General features: G+C 57.9%; 13 protein-coding genes and 2 pseudogenes. 5 read left to right on the plus strand and 10 right to left on the minus strand.

The window, feature by feature from the left end:
- Positions 1–3 precede the first annotated feature (3 nt).
- Entirely contained in the window at positions 4–1,101 is a 1,098-nt protein-coding gene (locus FFH21_RS09075; RefSeq protein WP_011168179.1) for an enoyl-CoA hydratase/isomerase family protein, read from the minus strand.
- Positions 1,102–1,379: 278 nt separating this feature from the next.
- Here FFH21_RS09075 and FFH21_RS09085 point away from each other — a divergent pair, with 278 nt between their 5' ends.
- Both FFH21_RS09085 and FFH21_RS09090 read left to right on the plus strand, forming a co-directional pair.
- Positions 1,380–3,059: an MFS transporter gene (locus FFH21_RS09085; protein ID WP_041924490.1), complete on the plus strand. Its 1,680-nt coding sequence runs from the start codon at positions 1,380–1,382 to the stop codon at positions 3,057–3,059.
- Positions 3,056–4,213, plus strand: coding sequence for an HlyD family secretion protein (locus tag FFH21_RS09090; RefSeq protein ID WP_011168181.1), 1,158 nt, complete (start codon positions 3,056–3,058; stop codon positions 4,211–4,213). Before FFH21_RS09085 ends, FFH21_RS09090 begins: the two co-directional genes overlap by 4 nt.
- 173 nt (positions 4,214–4,386) lie before the next feature.
- On the opposite strand, the gene FFH21_RS09100 is transcribed toward FFH21_RS09090, so the two are convergent.
- The 6 genes from FFH21_RS09100 to FFH21_RS09125 form a co-directional block, all read right to left on the minus strand.
- Positions 4,387–6,003, minus strand: coding sequence for an inorganic phosphate transporter (locus FFH21_RS09100; protein WP_011168182.1), 1,617 nt, complete (start codon positions 6,001–6,003; stop codon positions 4,387–4,389).
- Between the two features lie 116 nt (positions 6,004–6,119).
- Positions 6,120–7,139 carry a transporter gene (locus tag FFH21_RS09105; protein WP_002552763.1) on the minus strand — a complete coding sequence of 340 codons (1,020 nt, stop codon included), beginning with the start codon at positions 7,137–7,139 and terminating at the stop codon, positions 6,120–6,122.
- 170 nt (positions 7,140–7,309) lie between these two features.
- Complete coding sequence (locus FFH21_RS09110; RefSeq protein ID WP_011168184.1) at positions 7,310–8,131, minus strand: aldo/keto reductase; 822 nt, start codon at positions 8,129–8,131, stop codon at positions 7,310–7,312.
- A 103-nt stretch (positions 8,132–8,234) separates the two neighbouring features.
- Complete coding sequence (locus FFH21_RS09115) at positions 8,235–9,866, minus strand: methyl-accepting chemotaxis protein (RefSeq protein WP_081002624.1); 1,632 nt, start codon at positions 9,864–9,866, stop codon at positions 8,235–8,237.
- 355 nt (positions 9,867–10,221) lie between these two features.
- Complete coding sequence (locus FFH21_RS09120; RefSeq protein WP_004660707.1) at positions 10,222–10,830, minus strand: TetR/AcrR family transcriptional regulator; 609 nt, start codon at positions 10,828–10,830, stop codon at positions 10,222–10,224.
- Positions 10,831–10,936: 106 nt separating this feature from the next.
- The gene (locus FFH21_RS09125; protein ID WP_011168186.1) at positions 10,937–13,807 is read right to left on the minus strand and encodes a PAS domain-containing protein; all 2,871 of its coding nucleotides are present in this window, start codon (positions 13,805–13,807) and stop codon (positions 10,937–10,939) included.
- Between the two features lie 341 nt (positions 13,808–14,148).
- On the opposite strand from FFH21_RS09125, the gene FFH21_RS09130 reads away from it, so the two are divergent.
- The gene (locus FFH21_RS09130) at positions 14,149–14,802 is read left to right on the plus strand and encodes a TetR/AcrR family transcriptional regulator (RefSeq protein WP_032704098.1); all 654 of its coding nucleotides are present in this window, start codon (positions 14,149–14,151) and stop codon (positions 14,800–14,802) included.
- Positions 14,803–14,876: 74 nt separating this feature from the next.
- Here FFH21_RS09130 and FFH21_RS09135 read toward each other — a convergent pair.
- The 3 genes and pseudogenes from FFH21_RS09135 to FFH21_RS09145 all read right to left on the minus strand — a co-directional run bounded on the left by FFH21_RS09135 (position 14,877) and on the right by FFH21_RS09145 (position 19,014).
- Positions 14,877–17,181: pseudogene (locus FFH21_RS09135) on the minus strand (glycoside hydrolase family 3 C-terminal domain-containing protein).
- Positions 17,182–17,240: 59 nt separating this feature from the next.
- Positions 17,241–17,489, minus strand: a complete 249-nt coding sequence (locus FFH21_RS09140; protein WP_004660712.1) for a hypothetical protein — start codon at positions 17,487–17,489, stop codon at positions 17,241–17,243.
- A gap of 297 nt (positions 17,490–17,786) precedes the next feature.
- Positions 17,787–19,014 (minus strand): annotated as a pseudogene (locus FFH21_RS09145) (MFS transporter).
- Between the two features lie 73 nt (positions 19,015–19,087).
- Here FFH21_RS09145 and FFH21_RS09150 point away from each other — a divergent pair.
- Both FFH21_RS09150 and FFH21_RS09155 read left to right on the plus strand, forming a co-directional pair.
- Positions 19,088–19,771 (plus strand): helix-turn-helix transcriptional regulator, encoded by a 684-nt coding sequence (locus FFH21_RS09150; RefSeq protein WP_004664385.1) that lies wholly within the window; start codon positions 19,088–19,090, stop codon positions 19,769–19,771.
- A gap of 86 nt (positions 19,772–19,857) precedes the next feature.
- Entirely contained in the window at positions 19,858–20,961 is a 1,104-nt protein-coding gene (locus tag FFH21_RS09155; protein ID WP_004665003.1) for an IS5-like element ISPsy19 family transposase, read from the plus strand.
- Positions 20,962–21,238 lie beyond the last annotated feature (277 nt).

The raw sequence follows: 21,238 nt of genomic DNA on the forward strand, positions 1-21,238 counted from the left end.
GACTTAATTCTCCACACCGCTGAAGAAACCCTGCACATGCGCGCTGCTGACGTCCTGCGCGCTGGCGTGTTTCCATTGCGGCTTCTTGTCTTTATCGATTATCAGGGCGCGTATGCCCTCAATCAGGTCGCCGCGCTCGAACCATTGGCGGTCCAGGTGCAGTTCCATGGCAAAGCAATCCTGTAGTGGCAAGTGACGGCCACGACGGAGCATTTCCAGGGTCACGGCCATCGCCAGCGGCGAGTGACGCTTCATGCGGCCGACGGTATCCAGCGCCCACTCGCGGGTGTCGCCGATGACCACCTCTTGCAACTGCTCGAGTATGCTGGGGATATCCGGCAAGCCGAAAAAATGATCAATCGCCGGGCGCAGGGTTTCCAGAGGCGGGTAGGGCAGGCGCTGGGTCGCCAGCTTGGCGAGGGCACCCTGCAGGTCCTTGAGCGGCGTCGATTTCCATTTCAGGTGGTCGAGCATATGGTCGAGGCGCGGCAGCATTTCGCTGTTCATCGACCAGTTGGCAAGCCCGCAGTACAAGGCATCGGCAGCGCCGATCTGGGACCCGGTCACGCCCAGCCAGGTGCCCAGCTCGCCTGGAAGACGCGACAGGAAATAACTGCCACCGACATCCGGAAAGTAGCCAATGGCGACTTCCGGCATGCCTAGCCGGCTGCGTTCGGTTACCACGCGCAGGTCAGCGCCCTGGACCAGGCCCATGCCGCCGCCCAGCACCAGACCGTCCATCAGGGCCAGTATCGGTTTGCGGTAACGGTGAATGGTCAGGTCCAGCTCATACTCTTCGGCAAAGAATGTGTAGTGCAGGTCCTGGCCGTTCTGATGGCTTTCGTACAGTGAACGGATATCGCCGCCAGCGCAGAATGCTTTGCTACCTGCGCCGCGCAGAACCACTGCATGAACAGACGGGTCGTCAGCCCAGAGGTCAAGCTGCTGGCGAAGTGTGCGGACCATATCCAGATCGATTGCGTTCAGGCCTTCCGGGCGATTGAGGGTCAGGTGACCCATGTGGTTACGCACCTCGACAACGATCGAATCCCGGCTGGAGGGTTGCCGAACCGGGCGGGCCGATGAAACCTGTGAACTCATTCTGAACTCCTTGTTCGGTTGCGCTTTCTTCTTGTTCGAGTCTTGTTGGAGCGTCGCAGAAGATCCTAGCAGCGCAAATGTGCAAAGCAAAACTGCGTTTAAGCATAGCCTGAAGTTTTACAAAGCCACTATTTAGAGCGTTTGCGGCGAGACTGAGTTTAATGCGCCGGGCTGACCGGGGTGAATCATTGCCTGGCTGATGAGTATTATGACTGTCATTAGTGTCACAAAAGGGAATTCCTCGGGTGCACCCATGAAAGTCTCCATGACCGTTCTCTATGACTGATAAATATGCCCCGCGCGAGTGGGCCGCCCATGAGCGTCCAACCATGCCCGGCTCGCCTTCGACGCCTCTGCATTCCGATGCGCGGCGCTGGGCATTTGCGCTGGTGGGGGTGATCGTTGCGCTGACTGGTGGGCTCGGCAACGCGCTGGTGGTTGCCAACCTGCCCTATTTGCAGGGTGCGCTGGGTGCGACGTCGCAGGACATCGCCTGGTTGCCGGCTGCGTACATCATGACCAATGTGTCGATGAATCTGCTGCTGGTGAAGTTTCGTCAGCAGTTCGGTTTGCGCGCGTTCACCGAACTGTTTCTAGTGCTTTATGCACTGGTGACGCTGGCGCACCTGTTCGTCAACGATATTGATTCAGCCATCGCCGTGCGTGCGGCGCACGGCATGGTTGGCGCTGCACTCAGTACCCTTGGGCTGTATTACATGATTCAGGCGTTTCCGCAGAAATGGCGGCTCAAGGCGCTGGTGCTCGGGCTTGGCACCGCCCAGCTGGCGACGCCGCTGGCCCGGCTGGTGTCAGAAGACTTGTTGCAGATCGCCCAGTGGCGCGGTTTGTACCTGTTTGAACTGGGTATGGCGCTATTCTCGCTGGGTTGCGTACTGCTGCTAAAGCTGCCACCGGGTGATCGTTTCAAGGCGTTCGAAAAGCTGGATTTCCTGACCTTCGGCCTGTTGGCTGGCGGTTTTGCGCTGCTCTGTGCCGTTCTCTCGCTGGGGCGCATTGAATGGTGGCTGGAAGCGCAGTGGATAGGTCTGGCGTCGGCGGCCTCCATTGTGCTGATCTGCGCCGGACTGGCCATCGAGCATAACCGAAGCAATCCGTTGCTGATCACGCGCTGGCTCGGCAGCGGGGCTATTCTGCGTCTAGGGCTGGCCGTTATCCTGTTTCGCGTGGTGCTGTCCGAGCAGTCAGTGGGCGCCGTAGGCTTTCTTCAGGCGCTGAACATGGGCAGTCAGCAACTGCACACGCTGTACATGGTGATGTTGCTGGGAAGTGTGGCCGGGTTGGCGGTCAGTGCGCTGACCATCAACCCTGCGCACCTGATCAAGCCATTGCTGATTTCTCTGGCGATGATGGCAGTCGGTGCCTGGATGGACAGTCATTCGACCAATCTGACCCGTCAGTCGAACATGTACCTCAGTCAATTCCTGCTGGCATTCGGCGGTACGTTTTTTCTCGGTCCGACGCTGGTGCTGGGGATCAGTGGTGTACTGGCCAACCCGCGCAACATGGTGAGTTTTTCGGTGTTGTTCGGGATCACACAAAACATTGGCGGCCTGATCGGGTCTGCTGCACTGGGCACTTTTCAGATCGTGCGCGAGAAGTTTCACTCCAGTCACATCGTTGAGCACTTGACCCTTATCGACCCGCTGGTTCAGGCGCGATTGCAGAGCTACAGCGCCAGTTACAGTTCAGTGATTGCCGACCCGTCGCTGCGCAACACTCAAGGCATGCGCGCGATGGCTACGGCTGCGACCCGAGAAGCCAATGTGCTGGCCTACAACGATGTGTTCATGCTGATCTCCCTGATTGCCGTACTGACCATGATCTGGATTTCAGCCCGGGTCCTGTGGCTGAAAATGACCACTCAACCTTTGGCGTTGGCACCTGTAGCACCTGCCGCTTCGCCTTCCGTATCCAATTCCGGCGTTAAATCTTCATGAACGAATCCACGACCTCAGATACAGAAGCAACCCGCAGCGCGCCGCCACCTGCACCGTTGACGTCGCCGGTGACCAGCAAGCCGCGCTCGACCCGCAAGCGAGTCGTGTCTTCGGTGATTTTCGCTGCCGTCGCGCTGGTCGGGGTGCTGGTTGTGCTATACGCCTGGCAACTGCCACCGTTCGCAAGTCCGATCGAGAGCACCGAGAACGCCCAGGTAAAGGGCCAGACCACGCTGATCGGGCCGCAGTTGAGCGGGTATGTTTACGAAGTGCCGGTTCAGGACTTCCAGTTCGTCAAGGCCGGCGACTTGCTGGTGCGTCTGGATGATCGTATTTATCGCCAGCGCCTGGATCAGGCCATTGCGCAACTGGCGGTACAGAAAGCCTCTCTGGCTAATAACCTGCAACAGCGACGCAGTGCCGAAGCGACCATCGGCCAGCGCCAGGCTGAACTGCAGAACAGCATCGCCCAGAGCCGCAAGAGTGCTGCCGATCTGCGCCGCAATCAGGCACTGGTGACCGATGGCTCGGTATCGAAAAGCGAGCTTGATGTGACCCGTGCTGCCGATGCGCAGGCAAATGCCGCGGTCGCTGAAGCCAGGGCCGTATTGCAGATCGCCCGCGAGGATCTGCAAACGGTGATCGTCAACCGTGGCTCACTGGAAGCTTCAGTGGCCAATGCTCAGGCGGCCATCGAACTGGCGCGCATCGACCTGGACAACACCCGCATTGTCGCCCCGCGTGACGGGCAGTTGGGGCAGATCGGCGTGCGCCTGGGTGCCTACGTCAACTCGGGTGCACAATTGATGGCGCTGGTACCCGAGCAGCGCTGGATCGTTGCCAACATGAAAGAAACCCAGATGGCCCATGTGCGCCTTGGCCAGCCGGTAAGCTTTACCGTCGATGCGCTAGACGGCCACGAGATGCGCGGCCACGTACAACGAATTTCGCCTGCCGCAGGTTCTGAATTCAGCCTGCTGCCTGCCGATAACGCGACCGGCAACTTTGTGAAGATTTCCCAGCGCATCCCGGTGCGCATCGTGGTCGATGCCGATCAGCCAATGCTCGAGCATTTACGGCCGGGCATGTCGGTGGTGGTGAGTATCGATACCAGCGTAGAGGGTGATGAACCATCGGGTCCCGAGGCACGATAATCTCGCCACCCCTATTGTGCGACGCAGAGCGTCGCGACCTGCATTCCCACGCTGGAGCGTGCGGAACGATATATCGTGCGACGCTCCGCGTCGCATGCATTTCTGGACGCTCCGCGTCCTCTTTGCGACCTGCATCAAGACTTGATGGCAGCAGGCACCGCTCGCCGAAGACCTCAAAACAGTTTGCTGAACACCCAGTACAGCGAACCCGAAAGCAGGATGGCAGCCGGCAGGGTCAACACCCAGGCGGTGGCCAGGTTGCGTAAGGTGCGCATTTGCAGGCCTGAACCGTTGGCGACCATCGACCCCGCTACCCCGGATGACAGCACGTGGGTGGTTGATACTGGCAGCCCGTACACGTCCGCCGCGCCGATGGTGAACATTGCCACGACTTCTGCCGACGCGCCTTGTGCGTAGGTCATGTGCGTCTTGCCTATGCGCTCACCTACCGTCACGACGATGCGTTTCCAGCCGACCATCGTGCCCAGCCCCAAGGCGATAGCGACCACAATCTTGACCCAGGTCGGAATAAAACGCGTCGCGCTGTCGATCTGCCCTTTGAACGCATCGAGCTTGGTCTGGGTATCGGCGTCGAAATTGCCTACCTTGTTCTTATCCATCACCCGAATGGCTTCCGAGGTGAGGTACATATCGTTTCGAACGTTGGTCACCGCTTCCGCAGGCACCTTCGAGAGCGAGCCGTAACTGGCGACCTGATTGCCGATCTTGCCGGTCATGACCGCCAGCGCAGGGATCAGGTCGGGGCCTGCCTGTTTGCTGACCAGATAATCCGACAGGGTCTGGCGCGAGTCAGCCGGGGCAGGCAGGGGAGCACTGCGCATCAGTGCCTGTTGGGTGACCTCTGCCACCGCGCCGAACTGAGTGGCCTGATCGGCCGGCATGGTGCGGTTGAGCGCATAGGCCATCGGCAGGGTACCGACCAGAATCAGCATGATCAGCCCCATGCCTTTCTGCCCGTCATTGGAGCCATGAGCAAATGATACGCCGGTGCAGGTCACGATCAGCATGGCGCGAATCCACAGCGGTGGCGGTGCATTGCCTTCTGGTGCCTTGTACAGCGCGCGGTTCTTGATGAGCATGCGCATGGCCAGCAACAGCAAGGCGGCACAGCCGAAGCCCACTAGCGGCGACAGTAACAGTGAGTAGCCTATTTTGGTCGCCTGAGACCAGTCCACGCCGCTGGTGCCGTCCCGTCCGTGCATCAAGGCGTTGGCGATGCCGACACCGATGATTGAGCCGATCAGCGTATGCGACGAGGACGCTGGCAAGCCCAGCCACCAGGTGCCCAGGTTCCAGATGATCGCCGCGATCAGCAGGGCGAAGATCATGGCGAAGCCTGCCGATGATCCGGTTTGCAGAATCAGCTCCACCGGCAGCAGTGCGATGATGCCGAACGCTACTGCACCGCTGGAGAGCATCACGCCGAGAAAGTTGAAGAACCCCGACCAGACCACCGCGAAGCCGGGTGGCAGGGAATGGGTATAGATCACGGTTGCGACTGCGTTGGCGGTGTCATGGAAACCGTTGACGAACTCAAACCCCAGTGCAATCAGCAACGCCACGCCCAGCAGCACGAACGGGGTCCAGGTGGTAACCACCGTGCCCATGTCATCGACATCCTGCTTGAGGCTGTAGCCAGTAAATAGCAGGCCGGCGATGAGTATCGCGAAGAAAATGACCATGGTCAGTCGACCCGGTTTGCGCCCGAAGTGAGTTGCCGACAGGCCCGCCCGGCCCGTCGCATCGGGAGAAAGTGCGTTTATAGCCATGTTCGCAATCCTGATTGAAAGAATATTGACATGGTCATTGCAAAATGTGACAGAGATGCGACATGCGAGTAATCAGTGGCCTTTTGCGCCAGATTTCTGACAACCGGCAGGCCGGGTCAATAATCGCCACGTTTGCGAAATGCCCAGCGTCCCGCGACCAGCGTAAACGTCGCGACCAGTGCCACCAGAATCCAGAAGCCTTCAGGGTCGGACGCCAGTGGTACACCCCCCACGTTCATGCCGAAAAAGCCCGCGACAATGTTGATCGGCAATGCCAGAACCGTTACCACGGTCAGGGTAAACAGGGTTCTGCTGCTCTGTTCATTGAGGTTGGCGGCAATCTCTTCCTGCAACAGTTTGATGCGCTCGCCCAGTGCCGTGAGGTCGTTGATCACCAGCGAGGACTCTTCAATGGACTGGCGCAGCGCCTGGACATCCTGCTCGCGTAGCCATTGCGGAGGCTTGTGCAACAGGCGCATCAAAGAGCCCGGTTCCAGCGCCAGCAGACGTTGCAGTCGCACCAGCACCCGGCGCATGGCACCGAGTTCGGAGCGATTGTTGCTCAGTCGCTGTGAAAGCAACTGGTCCTCAATGCGGTCGACGTTGACGCTGGTCTTGCGCAGAAACTGGGTAAGCACTTCGCCTTGGTCACTGAGCAGGTGAGCGAGCAGTTCCAGCGGTGAATCGAACTGTTCGCCGCGTTTGACCGCCGAGCGCAACTTGTCTACCGAGCGCAGTGGCTGCAGCCGGGCGGTGATCAGCAAGCGCTGGCGGGCGCAGACCCACAAGGTCGAGATGTCGGTCGAGAGCCTGTTGAAATCGAACACCACATCGTTGACTACTGCCAGCAACGTGGCGTCGACGTGCTCGATTCGGGTGGAACGCGAACCCTCATGCAGGGCCTCGAAAAACTCTTCCGGAAGGTCCAGATGGGTTTTCATCCAGCGCTCGCAGGCTGCGTGCGACAGGTTCAGGTGCAGCCAGATGAAGTCGTTCTCTTCGGGAGGGTTTTGCAGGTAATCCAGCGCGGCGGCCGAGCCGATTTCCTGGCCACTTTCAGCGTGGCGAAAACGGAAGCCGTAGAGCAGACCGAAAAGGTCGGAGTCCTGATGGTGGTGAGCAATACTGTGGTTCATGGCTGTCCACATGCGGCCTGGCCCGGGCAGGGAGGCGAAGGCCGCATGATGACAAGGCGTTATTTCATATTTGTGACAGCTTGTTGCCAGGTGTGTCATCTGTCACATGAAGAGACGGCCGCACTGGCGGCCGTTCAGTCAATCGACAGCTGCGACTGCATCGAAACCGGTCAGACCATTGCCAGCGGTACTTTGCGAGTCGGCGCTGGCCAGGCCAGGTCAATGTCGGCCAGGTCGCGCTCGGTGAGGCGAATCTGCTCGGCAGCGATGTTCAGACGAATATGCTCCGGGTTGGTCGCCTTGGGAATGGCGATCATGTTGTCCTGACGCAGCACCCACGCCAGGGAAATCTGCGCCGGTGTTGCGTCATGGCGTTTGGCGATTTCGTGCAGGGCAGGGTGATAGAGCAGATCGCCTGCCTGGCCAATCGGGCAATACGCCATCAATGGCAGGTGGCGATCAGCGCTCCACAGCATGAGGTCGAACTCGATGCCGCGTTGTTCCGGGTTGTACAGCACCTGATTGGTCGCGCAACGCGGGTTGTTCAGCTCGATCATGTCCGGGACATCAAAGTTGGAAACACCCCAGGCGCCGATTTTACCCGCTTCCTGCAAGCGTTCGAAGGCTTCGACGGTTTCGGTCAGTGGGTACTGGCCCGGCCAGTGCAACAGATAAAGGTCGATATAGTCGGTGTTCATCCTTCGCAGGCTTGCTTCGCACGCGGCCGGGATACCGCTGCGGCTGGCATTGTGCGGGTAGACCTTGCTGACCACGAATACCTTGTCGCGTTGCCCGGTGATGGCTTGCCCGACGATCTCTTCGGCAGCGCCGTCGGCGTACATCTCGGCGGTGTCGATCAGGGTCAGGCCCTGTTCGATACCTAGGCAAAGGCCAGCAATTTCTGCCGAGCGCAGGTGCCCTTTTTCACCCATGTGCCAGGTGCCCTGACCCAGCACTGGTACAGTTCTGCCTGCCAATTCCAGTGTGCGCATGTGACCCCCTGCAATAAATAAGCAGCTAAATGAGCGATTGATTAAGCAGGTGTCAGGCAACAAGAGGCGCACTAGGTTCCGTGCACCCCATCGCAATGCAGATTTAAACCCGGAACTGCTTCAGCAGCCCGTTCAGTTCTTCGCTCAAGTCGCGCAGGTGCAGGCTGGCCGAAGTCGATTGTTCAGCGGCGAGTGCAGTGCTTTGGGACAATTGCGCGGCCTGGGTCACGTTCTGGTTGATGTCGTCCACCACATGCGTCTGTTGCAGAGTAGCGCTGGCAATGGAGGTGTTCAGGCTATTGAGGTTGCGTAGCGCCTGACTGATGGACGTCAGGCTCTGGCCTGCCTGGTTGGCCTGCTCGATAGTCAGTTGCGAGGAACGGCTGCTGTCGCCGATTACCTTGACCGCCGCGTCGGAATGCTTTTGCAGGCGTTCGATCATGGCCTGGATTTCTGCAGTCGACTTCTGGGTGCGCTGGGCCAGCAGACGTACTTCGTCAGCCACTACGGCAAAGCCACGACCCTGTTCACCTGCGCGTGCCGCTTCGATGGCGGCGTTCAGTGCCAGCAGGTTGGTCTGCTCGGCAATCGAACTGATGACTTCCAGTACGCTGCCGATCTGCGTGCTCTCGCTGGCCAGACTCTGCATCACTTCAACGGCTTGGCCGATGGTGGCGGACAGGTGCCCGATCTGGCGCAGGCTGTTATCGATGTTGACCTGACCCTGCTGCGCCTGTGACTCGGCATCACGCATTTCGTTGGCGGCCTGCTCGGCGTTCTTGGCCACGTCTTGTACGCCATAGGTCACTTCGTTGATCGCGGTGGCAACCAGGTCCATTTGTTGGGACTGCTGCTCGCTGCGTTTCTGCGCCTGCCCGGCATTGCTGCCCAGATCCGTTGAGGCCTGGCCCAGCGCTACTGCCGAATTCTGCAACTGGCCGACGACATTGCGCAGCTTGGCGACAAAGGCGTTGAAGTGAACGCCCAGCTCGGTGATTTCATCCTTGCCGTGGGTTTCCAGCGTACGGGTCAGGTCACTTTCGCCACTGGCGATGCTGGCCATTGCACCGACCGCCGCTCTCAGCGGTCGCACGATACTGCGCACAATCATGACCAGTAGCAGGACCATGACCAGCACGATGCCTGCGATGAAGATGCCGGCGTTCCATAGCTTTGCCTTGAACTCTGACGCTACGTCATCGACGTATACGCCCGACCCCAGAATCCAGCCCCAGGGCTGAAAAAGCTGCACGTAAGAAGTTTTTTTCACCGGCTCGCTGGCACCGGGCTTGGGCCAGCGGTAATTCACCATCCCGGCACCCTGGGCTTTTACCAGCGTGACCATTTCGTTGAACACCGCAAAGCCGTCCGGGTCCTTGATGGTCGATATGTCCTGGCCTTCAAGTTTGGGGTTGGTGGGGTGCATGATCATCACCGGGCGCAGGTCGTTGATCCAGAAGTAGTCGCTCTGGCTGTAACGCAGGCTCTTTATCTCTTTCAAGGCCTGCTGTTGCGCAGCCTCGCGTGTCATGCCGCCTGCAGCTTCAAGCCCCTGATAAAACGAGAGGATGCCGCTGGCAGTCTGCACCACATGCATGGTTTTCTCGGCCTTGGCCTGATACAGGTCGTTATGCAGCTGCCTGAGCAGCGTCGCCGACAGGACGAAGAGCATCAGCACTGAAACGACAAGAATCAGCCACAGACGGCGACTGATGGACAAACTGCGCATACTCATGATTGGCATCCCATGCATTATTTTTTTTCTTCTGATGACTCCGATCCGCGCAACGCGCGATTCAGAGCCTTTTAAGCATCTCGGCGCATCCTGACCAAACATGAGCGGCCGGTCACACTTTTTAACGGCGTACATCGCTATGGCGAAAGGCTTACAGCAACAGACGCGATTGGCTCTATCGACGGACCCTCAGTGAATGTAGGATCCAATTCAACAGCTGCAGCGAAGGAACGCCGCAGCGATCAGGGAAGATCGACCATTGCCAGGAGGCTACTGACAGGATGTCGGAATGGTCATGTTGCAAAACCACCCGCTTCGGCGGGTTTTTTGCGTCTGCAGCAAAGCGGGGTGGGGTTCAGCGGTCCGGCTCGCAACCCTTGAGCACCAGCCTGAGAATGGTCCGGGTCGCGGCCTCGTAATCAGCGTCCTCCAGTTTCGCCTTGCCGGTGACGGTTGCGATCTGCCAGTCGAAATCTGCATAGGTCTGGGTCGCGGCCCAGATGGTGAACATCAGGTGATGGGGATCGAGCGGGGCGATCTGCCCGCTGTCGATCCAGGCTTGAATGCATTCGATATTGTGCCGCGCCTGCCCATTGAGCTGTTCGATCTGCTCTGACGTAAGGTGCGGGGCGCCGTGCATGATCTCGCTGGCGAACACTTTTGAGGCGAAGGGCAGGTCACGGGAAATCTGGATCTTCGAACGGATGTAGCTGCTCAGCACGTCGGCCGGTACACCTTGAGGATTGAACGGCGTCGACGCTTGCAGGATGGGCTCGATGATGCTTTCCAGCACCTCGCGATAGAGGTTTTCCTTGGATTTGAAGTAGTAATAGACGTTGGGCTTGGGGACACCGGCCTTGGCCGCGATATCGCTGGTCTTGCTGGCGGCGAAGCCCTTGTCGGCGAATTCTTCGCTGGCAGCGCGCAGGATGAGTTCTTTGTTGCGCTCGCGGATACTGCTCATGACCCGGTTATTCCCTTGCCTGCATGGCGGTCGCGCATGTTAGCACCGGGTTCGCGCAGCGCTCAATGTTGACGGCCCGAAGCAGGATCGCAACGAGCCGGTTGCATCAGGCGCTCATCAATTCCTGGACTCGGGCAGCCAGAGCATCAATCGCAAACGGCTTGGTCAGTACCCGCATGCCTGGCCCGAGCTGCTCGTCACCAATGGCAGCGTTTTCTGCATAACCGGTGATGAACAGGGTTTTCAGATGCGGACGTACTTCGCGTCCCGCGTCGGCCATCTGTCGCCCGTTCATGCCACCGGGCAAGCCCACGTCGGTGATGAGCAGATCGATATGCACGTCCGAGCGCAGCAGTTTGAGGCCGGCCAGGCTGTCGGCCGCCTCGATCAGGGTATAACCCAGATCCCCGAGCGCGTCGGTGAGCAGCATGCGTACCGTCGGTTCGTCGTCCACGATCAGAATGGTCTCTCCAGACTGGGTAAACTCGAACGGCGCCTGGTGCACATCGCTCTCGTCTCTGGTCGCTGTACCGTCGTAACGTGGCAGATACAGGGATATCGAGGTTCCTTTGCCCACCTGCGACTGAATGCGCACCCGACCGCCGGACTGATTGGCGAACCCGTAAATCATCGACAGACCAAGACCGGTGCCCTGACCAATGGGCTTGGTGGTGAAGAAGGGGTCGAATGCCTTGGCGATGACATCGGGCGTCATGCCTGTGCCGGTATCGGTCACGCACAGCGACAGATAGTGACCCTCAGGCATATCGTGCATCCGCGCCACATCACCTTCTATCCATTGGTTGTTGGCCTCGATCGTGATGCGCCCGCCGTCCGGCATCGCGTCGCGGGCGTTGATACACAGATTCAGCAGCGCGTTCTCCAGCTGGCTTGCATCGACCAGCGTTGGCCATAGACCTATGGTGCCAATGGTTTCGACCACGATGCTGGGGCCTACCGTGCGCTGGATAAGGTCTGTCATGCCTTTCATCAGCCTGTTCACGTCGGTCGGCTGTGGGTCCAGTGTCTGGCGTCGGGAGAAGGCCAGAAGCCTGTGCGTCAAGGCCGCTGCGCGCTTGGCAGCGCCCTGTGCGGTGACGATGTATTTGTCTACATCGTTCCAGCGCCCCTGTGCAATACGGGTGTTCATCAATTCCAGAGCACCGGAAATGCCCGCCAGCAGGTTGTTGAAATCATGGGCGAGACCGCCAGTCAGTTGCCCCACAGCTTCCATTTTCTGCGACTGACGCAGCTTTTCTTCAGCCTGCATCAGTTCCGCAGTGCGTGCTGCCACGCGCTGTTCAAGCGTGTCGTTGAGCGAGCGCAGCGCTGCAGTGGCCCGGTCGCGCTCGGCCGCCACAGCACGTCGTTCATCGACGTTGATGAGCACGCCCGGGAAGCTCAGTGGAGTGCCGTCATCGGCACGGTCGACACGACCGTTCGCCTCGATCCAGTAGTAGAGGCCGTCGGCACGGCGGACCCGATACTGGTGGGCATAAACACGCCCACTGGTGATGACCGCGTTGATCGCATCGATCAAGCCTTGCTTGTCTTCGGGATGAACAGTGGCAATGACCTGTTCCAGACTCAAACCATCGAAGCCCAGAGCGGGGTCAAGACCAAACGCCTTGGCGAAGGCTTCGTCGACGGTAAAGCGGTCGGCCGTCAAGTCCCAATGCCAGGTACCGATAATCGCACCCGCGGCGAGGGCGAGCTGAACGCGGTCGACGTTCGCGCGTGCGACGGCTTCGCTGGTGCGCAATCGCTCCTCGGCGTTGCGTCTTTCCGTTACGTCACTGAAGATGACTGCAATCTGTCGATCAGCCGGTTCACCGACACGCACCGCTCTGACTTCAAACCAGCGCTCGAACGCCTTGGCGTAATTCTCGAAATTGGCAGGTTCGCCGGTTTTGGCGACATGGCCATAAGCCTCAAACCAGAAACGCTCCAGGTCTGGAGCAAACTCGGTCACCCACTTGCCACGCAAATCGACACCGGCCTGACGTTCAAAGGCAGGATTGACCTCGATGAACCGGTAGTCTACCGGGCTGTCGTCTGCATCGAACTTGACCTGAATGATGGCGAACGCTGCTTCGATGGTCTCCAGCATGGCTCTGGAGCGCTCTTCGCTCTGGCGCAGCGCGTTTTCTGCCTGTTGCATCTGTGACATGTCGAGCATCGCGCCGATCATGCGTACGGCTTTGCCCTCGTTGTTGCGTATCACATGACCACGGTCCAGGACATTGGCATAAGTACCATCGAATCGGCGAAAACGGTATTCATCGGTCCAGGCAGTGCCGCTGCCGTCAATCACTGCATGGATAGAGTGGTAAATGCGTGTCTGGTCGTCGGGATGGATCTGGGCTATCCACCAGTTACCGGAGGTGTCCAGTGTCGTCAGGGGGTGGCCGTATGCATGTTCCAGTGCGTCATTCCAGAGCACGTGGTTGGCGGTAAAATCCCAATCCCATATTGCGTCATTGGTAGCCTTGGCGGCCAACCGGTAACGTTCCTGGGCTTCTTCGGTTGCGCGTGCCACCAGATGCTCCCGGGTGCGGTCGCGCAGGATCTTGACGAAGCCAAGGTGAGTATTTTCCTCGTCATACAGCGGCATCATTTCGCCAGACGCCCAGAACAGCTGACCATCCCTGCGCAGGTGCCAGCGTTCGTCCGACGCTCGGCCGACGCTCAGAGCGAGTTGCATTTCATGTTCGATCCGGCCGCAGGCGCGGTCCTCCGGCGTGAAGAAACACTCCGCATCCTGCCCGACCATTTGTGCAGCGGACCAGCCTAACACCTGTTCTGCACCCGGATTCCAGTCGGTAATGGTGCCGTCTGGATCCGTGAGGATCATGGCAAAGTCCAGCGCGCTGTCAAAAGCCGCACGCTTGCGCGCCTCCCGGCTGGGCAGTGCTGCTGCGCCGTTTTCCGGCCCGGCGTCGATACCGGCTTCTTCAAGTGCTGCGCGCAGGTGCACGACCTGTGCTTCCAGCTCTTCTCTTGTCAGGTATTTCAGAGCGCCTCCGGCTCACACGTTAATTGTCTGCATGGTCGGGCAACTGCCCGTGGCTGCTTTTCGCACTGCAATCTCACTGTCGAGGTCGACGCTTGCCAGTGCCCCTAGCGTCCGAGTGTCAGGTGCCGTACTTTGGGTATGTCTCTCTATGGCTATCGACATACAGTCGGGCTTCGGTATGCATCGGCATGCGTGCGGGTTTCTTTAAAGGGCGTCAATATCGGTGCTCAGGCCTTTTTTCCGGGTTTCTTCCGGTCGCATGCTACGATTTATCCTTTCGTTGTGCGAACAGTGCCCTTCGTATGTCCGTGAATTCAAACAGTTCTGATACACCCGCCACAGTCAAGCAACCTGCGGTGAAGCGACGTCTTCCCAAAGGGGAGGTGCGCAAGGCAGAGATCATTCAGGCAGCCATGACCATCTTCGCCCGGGATGGCTATGCGGGGGCCTCGTTGTCTAACATTGCCAAGGTTGCAGGTCTCTCTCAGGTCGGATTGCTGCATCATTTCCCGACCAAACTGGTGTTGTTGCAAGCTGTTCTTGAACATAGGGATCAGTACGTTGCTGCCAGGCTACATGACGCCGGGCAAGTCGCTTCGCTGGAGGGGTTCATGGCCTTTCTGAAGCAGGTCATGAGTTTCAGCATCGAAGACGCCTCCGTCAGCCAGGCGCTGATGATCATCAACACTGAAAGTCTGTCGGTCACGCACCCTGCACACCGCTGGTTCAGTGAGCGTTTCCAGGTTGTGCACAGTCATCTTCAGACGCATCTGAATGTGCTGGCTCAGGCAGGTGAAATTCGCCAGGACGTTGATGTCAGGCAAATCAGCCTTGAGATAGTTGCGATGATGGATGGCATGCAGATTCAGTGGCTTCGATCGCCAGCAGATGTGCAGATAGACAGCGCATTTGCCAGGTTTCTCGAACGACTGGCGCAGGATCTGACAGGGCGCTGATCAACGATCAATCGCATGAGAGTAATCGGTGGTGGCATCGACCACCGATTACCGCTACTCAGAATGGCTGTTGCTTAGTAAGCCTGCTCTGCCTTGACTTGTACTGCCTTGCGCAGGGGGACTGGAAGGGGGTTTGAATCTCGTGTGGTCAGTTGCTCCGGATAAAGCGCTACTACCGTGCGGTCGAGTGCCAGGTTTTCCGAGTCCTTGCCCACCAGGACCTTGAACTTGCCAGGGTCGACGTTCCAGCTCACCGAATCGGGTGAGTAATAAGCGAAAGAACGCGAGTCCAGTTCAATCGTGACGGTTTTGCTTTCGCCTGGCTTCAGGTAAACCTTGGTAAAGCCCTTCAACTCTTTCTCCGGGCGATCAACCTGAGGCCTGGATGGCTGCACATAAAGCTGAGCAACTTTAAAACCTGCCTTGTCGCCAGTATTGGTGACCTTGAAAGAGGCCTGAATGGTCGCGCCCGGAGCCAATACGTTGCTCGACAGTTTCAGATCACTGTACTCGTACGTGGTATAGGAAAGCCCGAAGCCGAATGGATAGAGCGGTTTGGTGTGCTTCTTGTCGTAACCGCGATAGCCCAGGTACAGGCCTTCGCTGTAGGTCATTTCAACTGGAGGGTTGGCGCTGCTGAAATAGTACGGCACCGGGTTCGAGTAGGAAGCATAGCTGGGGTTGTCCTGCGCCTTCTTGTCCAGGGTGATCGGAAGCTTGCCCGACGGATTGACCTTGCCATACAGAATTTCGGCCAGTGCCTGACCACCCTGTTGCCCCGGATACCATGCGTGCAGAGACGCAGCTACCTTGTCAGCCCAGGGCTGCATATCCATACCACCGCCACCGTGCAGTACGACGATGGTTTTGGGGTTGGCTTTCTGAATGAAGCTGATCAACTCGGACTGGAATTGCGGCAGTTCGAACGGCCGATCAAGCGACTCACCCTCGTATTCGAAGTTATTGCCGGCGGCTACCACGACAGCGTCGTAATCCCCCAGGTTCTTCGGTGGACGCAACGATGCCCAGCTCATCTGCACACCGTTCATGCCGCCCAGTACCGGAGTGAAGTTGCCTTTAAGCCGGCGATATTCCAGGCGCACGTCGTACTCGGTACCAGACCGACGACTTCGGGTTCAGGCTCATCTGTGAAAGGTATTCCACGTTGGATGTATTCGACGCCAGTTGCTTGAGGCCGCTCAGTTCAGTGACATAGCTTGCGGGCGCCGAATAAGCCGTACCAAACGGCGCGGTCGGCGTCTGCATGGCCAGATCACCAATGACCGCTATCTTTGCGTTTCTGGACAGTGGCAGCAGAGGCTTGTTTCCGTCTACCGGCTGGTTGCGCAGCAGGACTATCGACTCTCTGGCCACGTTCAATGCGGCCAGTTGCCCGTATTCACGGTGCTCCAGCGGTTGCGCCTTGTTGATTCCCTTGTCAAAACCATAGCTGACCAGTGCTCTCAGGTTTCTGCGCACCTTGTCATCAATCACGTTCTGATGCAGTTGACCATTCCAGACATAAGGCAGCAGTTTGGCTTCAGTAAACTGAAGGCCGCTGGGCATGTCGATATCGGTACCCGCCCAGGCGCCTTTGAAGGCGTCCTGAACCGAGTTGAAATCGCTCATGACGTTACCTTGAAAACCCCATTGGCCTTTCAGGATGTCGGTGATGAGGTGGTGGTTTTCACACGCATATTCGCCGTTGATCTTGTTGTAGCCGCACATGATCGAGGCGATATTGGCGTTCTTGACCAGTGACTCGAAGCCAGGCAGATACAGCTCTTGCATCGCTCGCTCGTCAATCTTCACATCCAGATAATGACGGTTCGCTTCCTGCTCGTTCATCAGGTAGTGCTTGGCGGCCGCCTGGACGCCTTGCACCTGAATGCCGTTGGTCACGGCAGGCGCCAGTACGGCACCGAGAAACGGGTCTTCGCCGCTCATGTACTCAGCCGCTCGCCCGTTGAAAGGCGTACGGTAGAGGTTGATGGCTGGCGAGAGCATTTGCTGCCCACCTGCTATGCGGGTTTCGTAGCCGATAGCCAGACCGAATTCCTTGGCCCGGTTGATGCTCCAGGTGGCTGCGAGTGCTGACGGGGAAGGGTACTGCGCACCGAACGTCTTGCCGCCAACCAGCACGCCCATTGCCGAATCGTAGGCGACCGTACCCTGCAGGTTGAACTTGTCCAGCTTCGGAATCATCCGGCCGTCGTCAACGCGCGAGAAATTGATTTTTTCCGATTGCGTCATGTTGTCCAGCATTGCGCCTACGCGCGCTTCGACTTCATTGCCTGTCATCGGCGTCACAGCGAACACGCTGCCTGCCTGGGCGATACCGAGCGCCAGCAGGCTCAGGCCCAGGCCTTGTTTGATCATGGACACGGAGTTATTCCTTACGTCATTCATAGGTTGATCGGTTGCAGTCATTGGGTCACTCAGTGGTCTTCACTGCCGGCAGGGGCGTCAGCAGTGTCGATCGGCGCATCCACCACCGTTTGCGCGCCATTGGGCGTTTTCTGTACGGCAGCGTCGGCACCGGTGATCTGCTCACGCTGAGCGTCGACCTCTGCGCGGCGCTCGCTCGACGTGGATGGCAGCGGGTTCTGCCTGTCAGCGGCAGACACCGGCAGGGCGGCAAGGGACATCAGTAAAGTGGCAACAACAGGCAGCAGGGGGCTGGCCATCGGGAGAGTCTCCAAATAGAAATATGAAACAGGCAGACAGGCAAGTCGGCAGCTCGGGGCGGCCGACAGGTTCTTCAAAACGTGCGTGACAAGCAGAAAATTGCTGAACGGTAAAATACACGAATACAATTTTATATATTTGATGGTATGTAAATTCAGGTATCAACTATACGGATTTAACTTTGATTTAATCCCATAAAATTCATATTTACGGCAATAAATTAGTGTTTTTTACTATTTTATAGAAATTAATATTCTTTTTTTAAAGCAGAGTGCTCACTCTGTTTTTGACATTGACTACGGTTTTCCATGTGGCCGCGTGCTGATGAGGACAAGTATCGCTGCCGCCTGAATACTGGCAGCAAGTGCCAGCGCTATCAGGTCGCTGTCAGGCCCGTTGAATAAAGTCCGGACACCACCGAAGAGTGCTGGCGCAAAGGCGTAGCAGTCTTGAGCTATGGCGACGATCAACGTCACCACGCGCGCAACCTGATGCCTGGGAAATTCCGCTTGGGCAATTAGCGGAGGCAGTGATGTCGCATTGCCGATACCCACACCGAAAAGAATCATGCCGGCACATAACAGGGCAGGGCTTGTGCCTATAAACATCAGCACCACACAGCCCAGGCACTGGCAGGCGTAACTCAGGCAGGCGACGTGGCGTCGACAGGTGCCTGGCGCTAATAGCCTGCTGGACAGAAATCTGCCGAAGATAGCGCTGCAGGTAGCGACACCCATGGCCATACCTGCGGTCTGCTGTGTGACGTGATCAATACAGCAGCAGGAATAATTGGCTGATCAGGCCGATCTGCGCAAACAGCCCGAGCGACATGGCTGCCGCCAGCGTAAGGAATGGTCGGTTACTCCGTAACGTTAAGGGCGCAGTGTCCTGGAATGGAGGCAGGTCAGTGGTTATCTGCAGAATGCCGTCGGGCTGCTGACCCAGATGTTCAGGCCTGAAGCGGAACACACCGAAAGCGAGGAGCGCGATCACACCTGTTGAAAGCACACCCACCACGACCGCAGCAAGGCTGAACCCGAACCGGTCGATCAGGTACACCCAGCCCGATGAAAAGACTACACCGCCGATGCTCGCGCCGTTATAGGCCATCGCCAATGCGCCAGGGCGCTTGCTGACAAACCATGGCGAGATGGTAGCGTTGACCGCTGCCGCGCCCATGGTTACCCAACCGAATCCGCTCAGCGCCGCGGCGATGAACAATTGCCAGGGCTGATTGGCGATCGACCAGCCGTACACACCGACAGCAAGGGTTGCCGCCCCTGAAACCGTAATCCACGGGAGGCCATACCTTTTGTACAACACAGGCAGGTTGACCACGACCAACGTACCTGCCAGAAAATGTACCGTGACCGCAGCCGAGCACAGCGCGGTCGACCAGCCGGTTCTATGAATCACGGCATACATGAATATCGGCGGACCGTAAAAGCCTATGCCCCAGCCAAACACAGCCATCAGAAATGTAGCAGCGACGACTTTTCTGCCAAAAAAACTCGATTGATGCATAGGTGAATCCCTTCAAGTGGTTTGGCAGCAGTATGATGACCGCCTACGAGAAAACTTCAGGGATGGCTGAACTATGGATGTTGAAGCCGCAGACCTCTCGCTGGCGGCAGTGGCGGGTGCCATTGCTGACCCAGCACGATCCCGAATGCTTTGCGCGCTACTGGACGGGCGCGCACGAACCGCGACCGAGCTGGCGGCGCTGGCCGATATAGGCGCATCGAGTGCCAGCGGCCATTTCGCGCGTTTGCGTGAGCAGGGGCTGGTGGAAATGCTCGTACAGGGCCGGCATCGTTACTATCGACTGACCAATGCGCAGGTGGCGCAAGCGCTGGAAGCCTTGCTGTTACTGACTCAACACAGCGCTGCGCCCTTCAAACCCAACACGCCTTCGGCCTTGAGACAGGCTCGAACCTGTTACGACCACTGCGCCGGTGAAGTCGCCGTCAAGTTGCACGACGCCTTACTGAAGGCCGGCTGGTTAAATGAGCAGGGCAAGGACTATGTGATCAGTGAGCGGGGTGTCGAATCACTGAATGCGCTGGGCATCGATGTGGACGCAGTACGTCAGCAACGCAGACGTCTGGCCTACGCCTGTCTGGATTGGAGCGAACGCGCCCCGCACATTGGTGGCGCTCTGGGGGCGGCGCTGCTGGAGCTGATGCTCACGCGCGGCTGGGTAAGCCGCCATCTGGACTCCAGAGCACTGAAGCTGACGGCCAAAGGGGTGGGCGGTATGGCGAAGGTGTTTGGGGTGTGAGGCGTGAGGTGTGCAATTGATAACCTAGGAGGGTGTAGACAAAATAAATTAAACTTTCACTCCCTTGTCTGAATAGCCCTCAAGCCATGCCTAAAACCGGACGTCCTCGCTCGATTGCCGCCGAGCACTATCCCGTGCTGGTGAAACTCGCTCATGCACAGCCCTATTCCAGCCAGGCCGAATTGGCGCTCGTATTCTTCGCCGAAACCGGTATCACTGCGCATCCCGACACCTTTGCAAAAGCGTTGAAAATGGCAGGGATTACGCGTGTAAAGCAGCGGGCCAAGGGAAGTTTTCAGTCACCTGAACCTAATAAAGCCTATGGCTACAATGAAACCCACCGCCGCCAACTGCCGGAGCAGCTATATCCGAGTTGCTTGACAGATACCGAGTGGGCACTGGTCGCCGACCTGTTTGAAAGCCAGGGCGGACGAGGAGTGCCACCGCTTCACTCTCGGCGCACGTTGCTGGAAGCCTGTTGCTATGTCGTACGCACGGGGTGCTCATGGCGAATGCTACCCCGCGATTTTCCTCATTGGGACAATGTCTACAAAACGTTCCGCCGGTGGAGCGCTCAAGGCAAGTTCGAGCAAATGCATGATCGCTTGCGAGCTCAATGGCGTGAGCGGGAAGAACGCGCTGACAGCCCGTCAGCAGCGATCCTGGATTCACAGTCGACCCGCAGTTCTCCTCAAGGCGGTGACAGCGGCTACGACGCAGGCAAAAAAGTGAAGGGGCGTAAACGAAGTCTGATTGTCGATACATTGGGCCTGCTGCTGGCTGTCAGTATCAGTGCTGCAAGCGTGCAGGATCGTGACGCGGCGGATGATGCGGTGGCGTACTCGAAGGAAAAATATCCGTCACTGAGCACGCTTTTTGTTGATAGTGCGTACGCAGGAAAATGGGCACAGCGCACCCATCAACTGCACGCTATCGATGTTCAAGTGATCCGTGGCCCGAATAACAGAAGAACAGGGCAATGGCACTCTGAACAAGGCGATCTATTTTCCGTGGAGCCTGTTCAGACTGGATTTGTGGTCATGCCCAAGCGATGGGTAGTGGAGCGAACTCATGCCTGGAATGAGAGAGCTCGGCGACTGATCATGCATCATGATTGCCTTTTTGCGGTAAGCGAGGCATGGGTTTGGTTGGCCGAGGCTCGAATACTCGCGCGCCGACTCACTACATGATTTTGTCTACACCCTCCTAGATGCACGTTTTTAAGCAACAGGGAGGTTTCATGTGTGCATCAGCGGAAAAATCTGAAAGGTTTGGGAAGTATAAGTCGATATTAGTAATGCCATGCTTATATTTGTTCATTGCGATCTTGATTGTAAGTGATAAATATGTATCTACGCTTGTACCCTTGAAGTTTGAGGTTTCATCGGGTACTTATTCAACGGTGAGTGTAGGGAGGGACACATTTATAAGTCTTGCGGGGCCTGATTCAGAACGGCTGTTCACATG

It is taken from the genome of Pseudomonas sp. KBS0707 (assembly GCF_005937945.2).
Classification (GTDB): Bacteria; Pseudomonadota; Gammaproteobacteria; order Pseudomonadales; family Pseudomonadaceae; genus Aquipseudomonas; species Aquipseudomonas amygdali.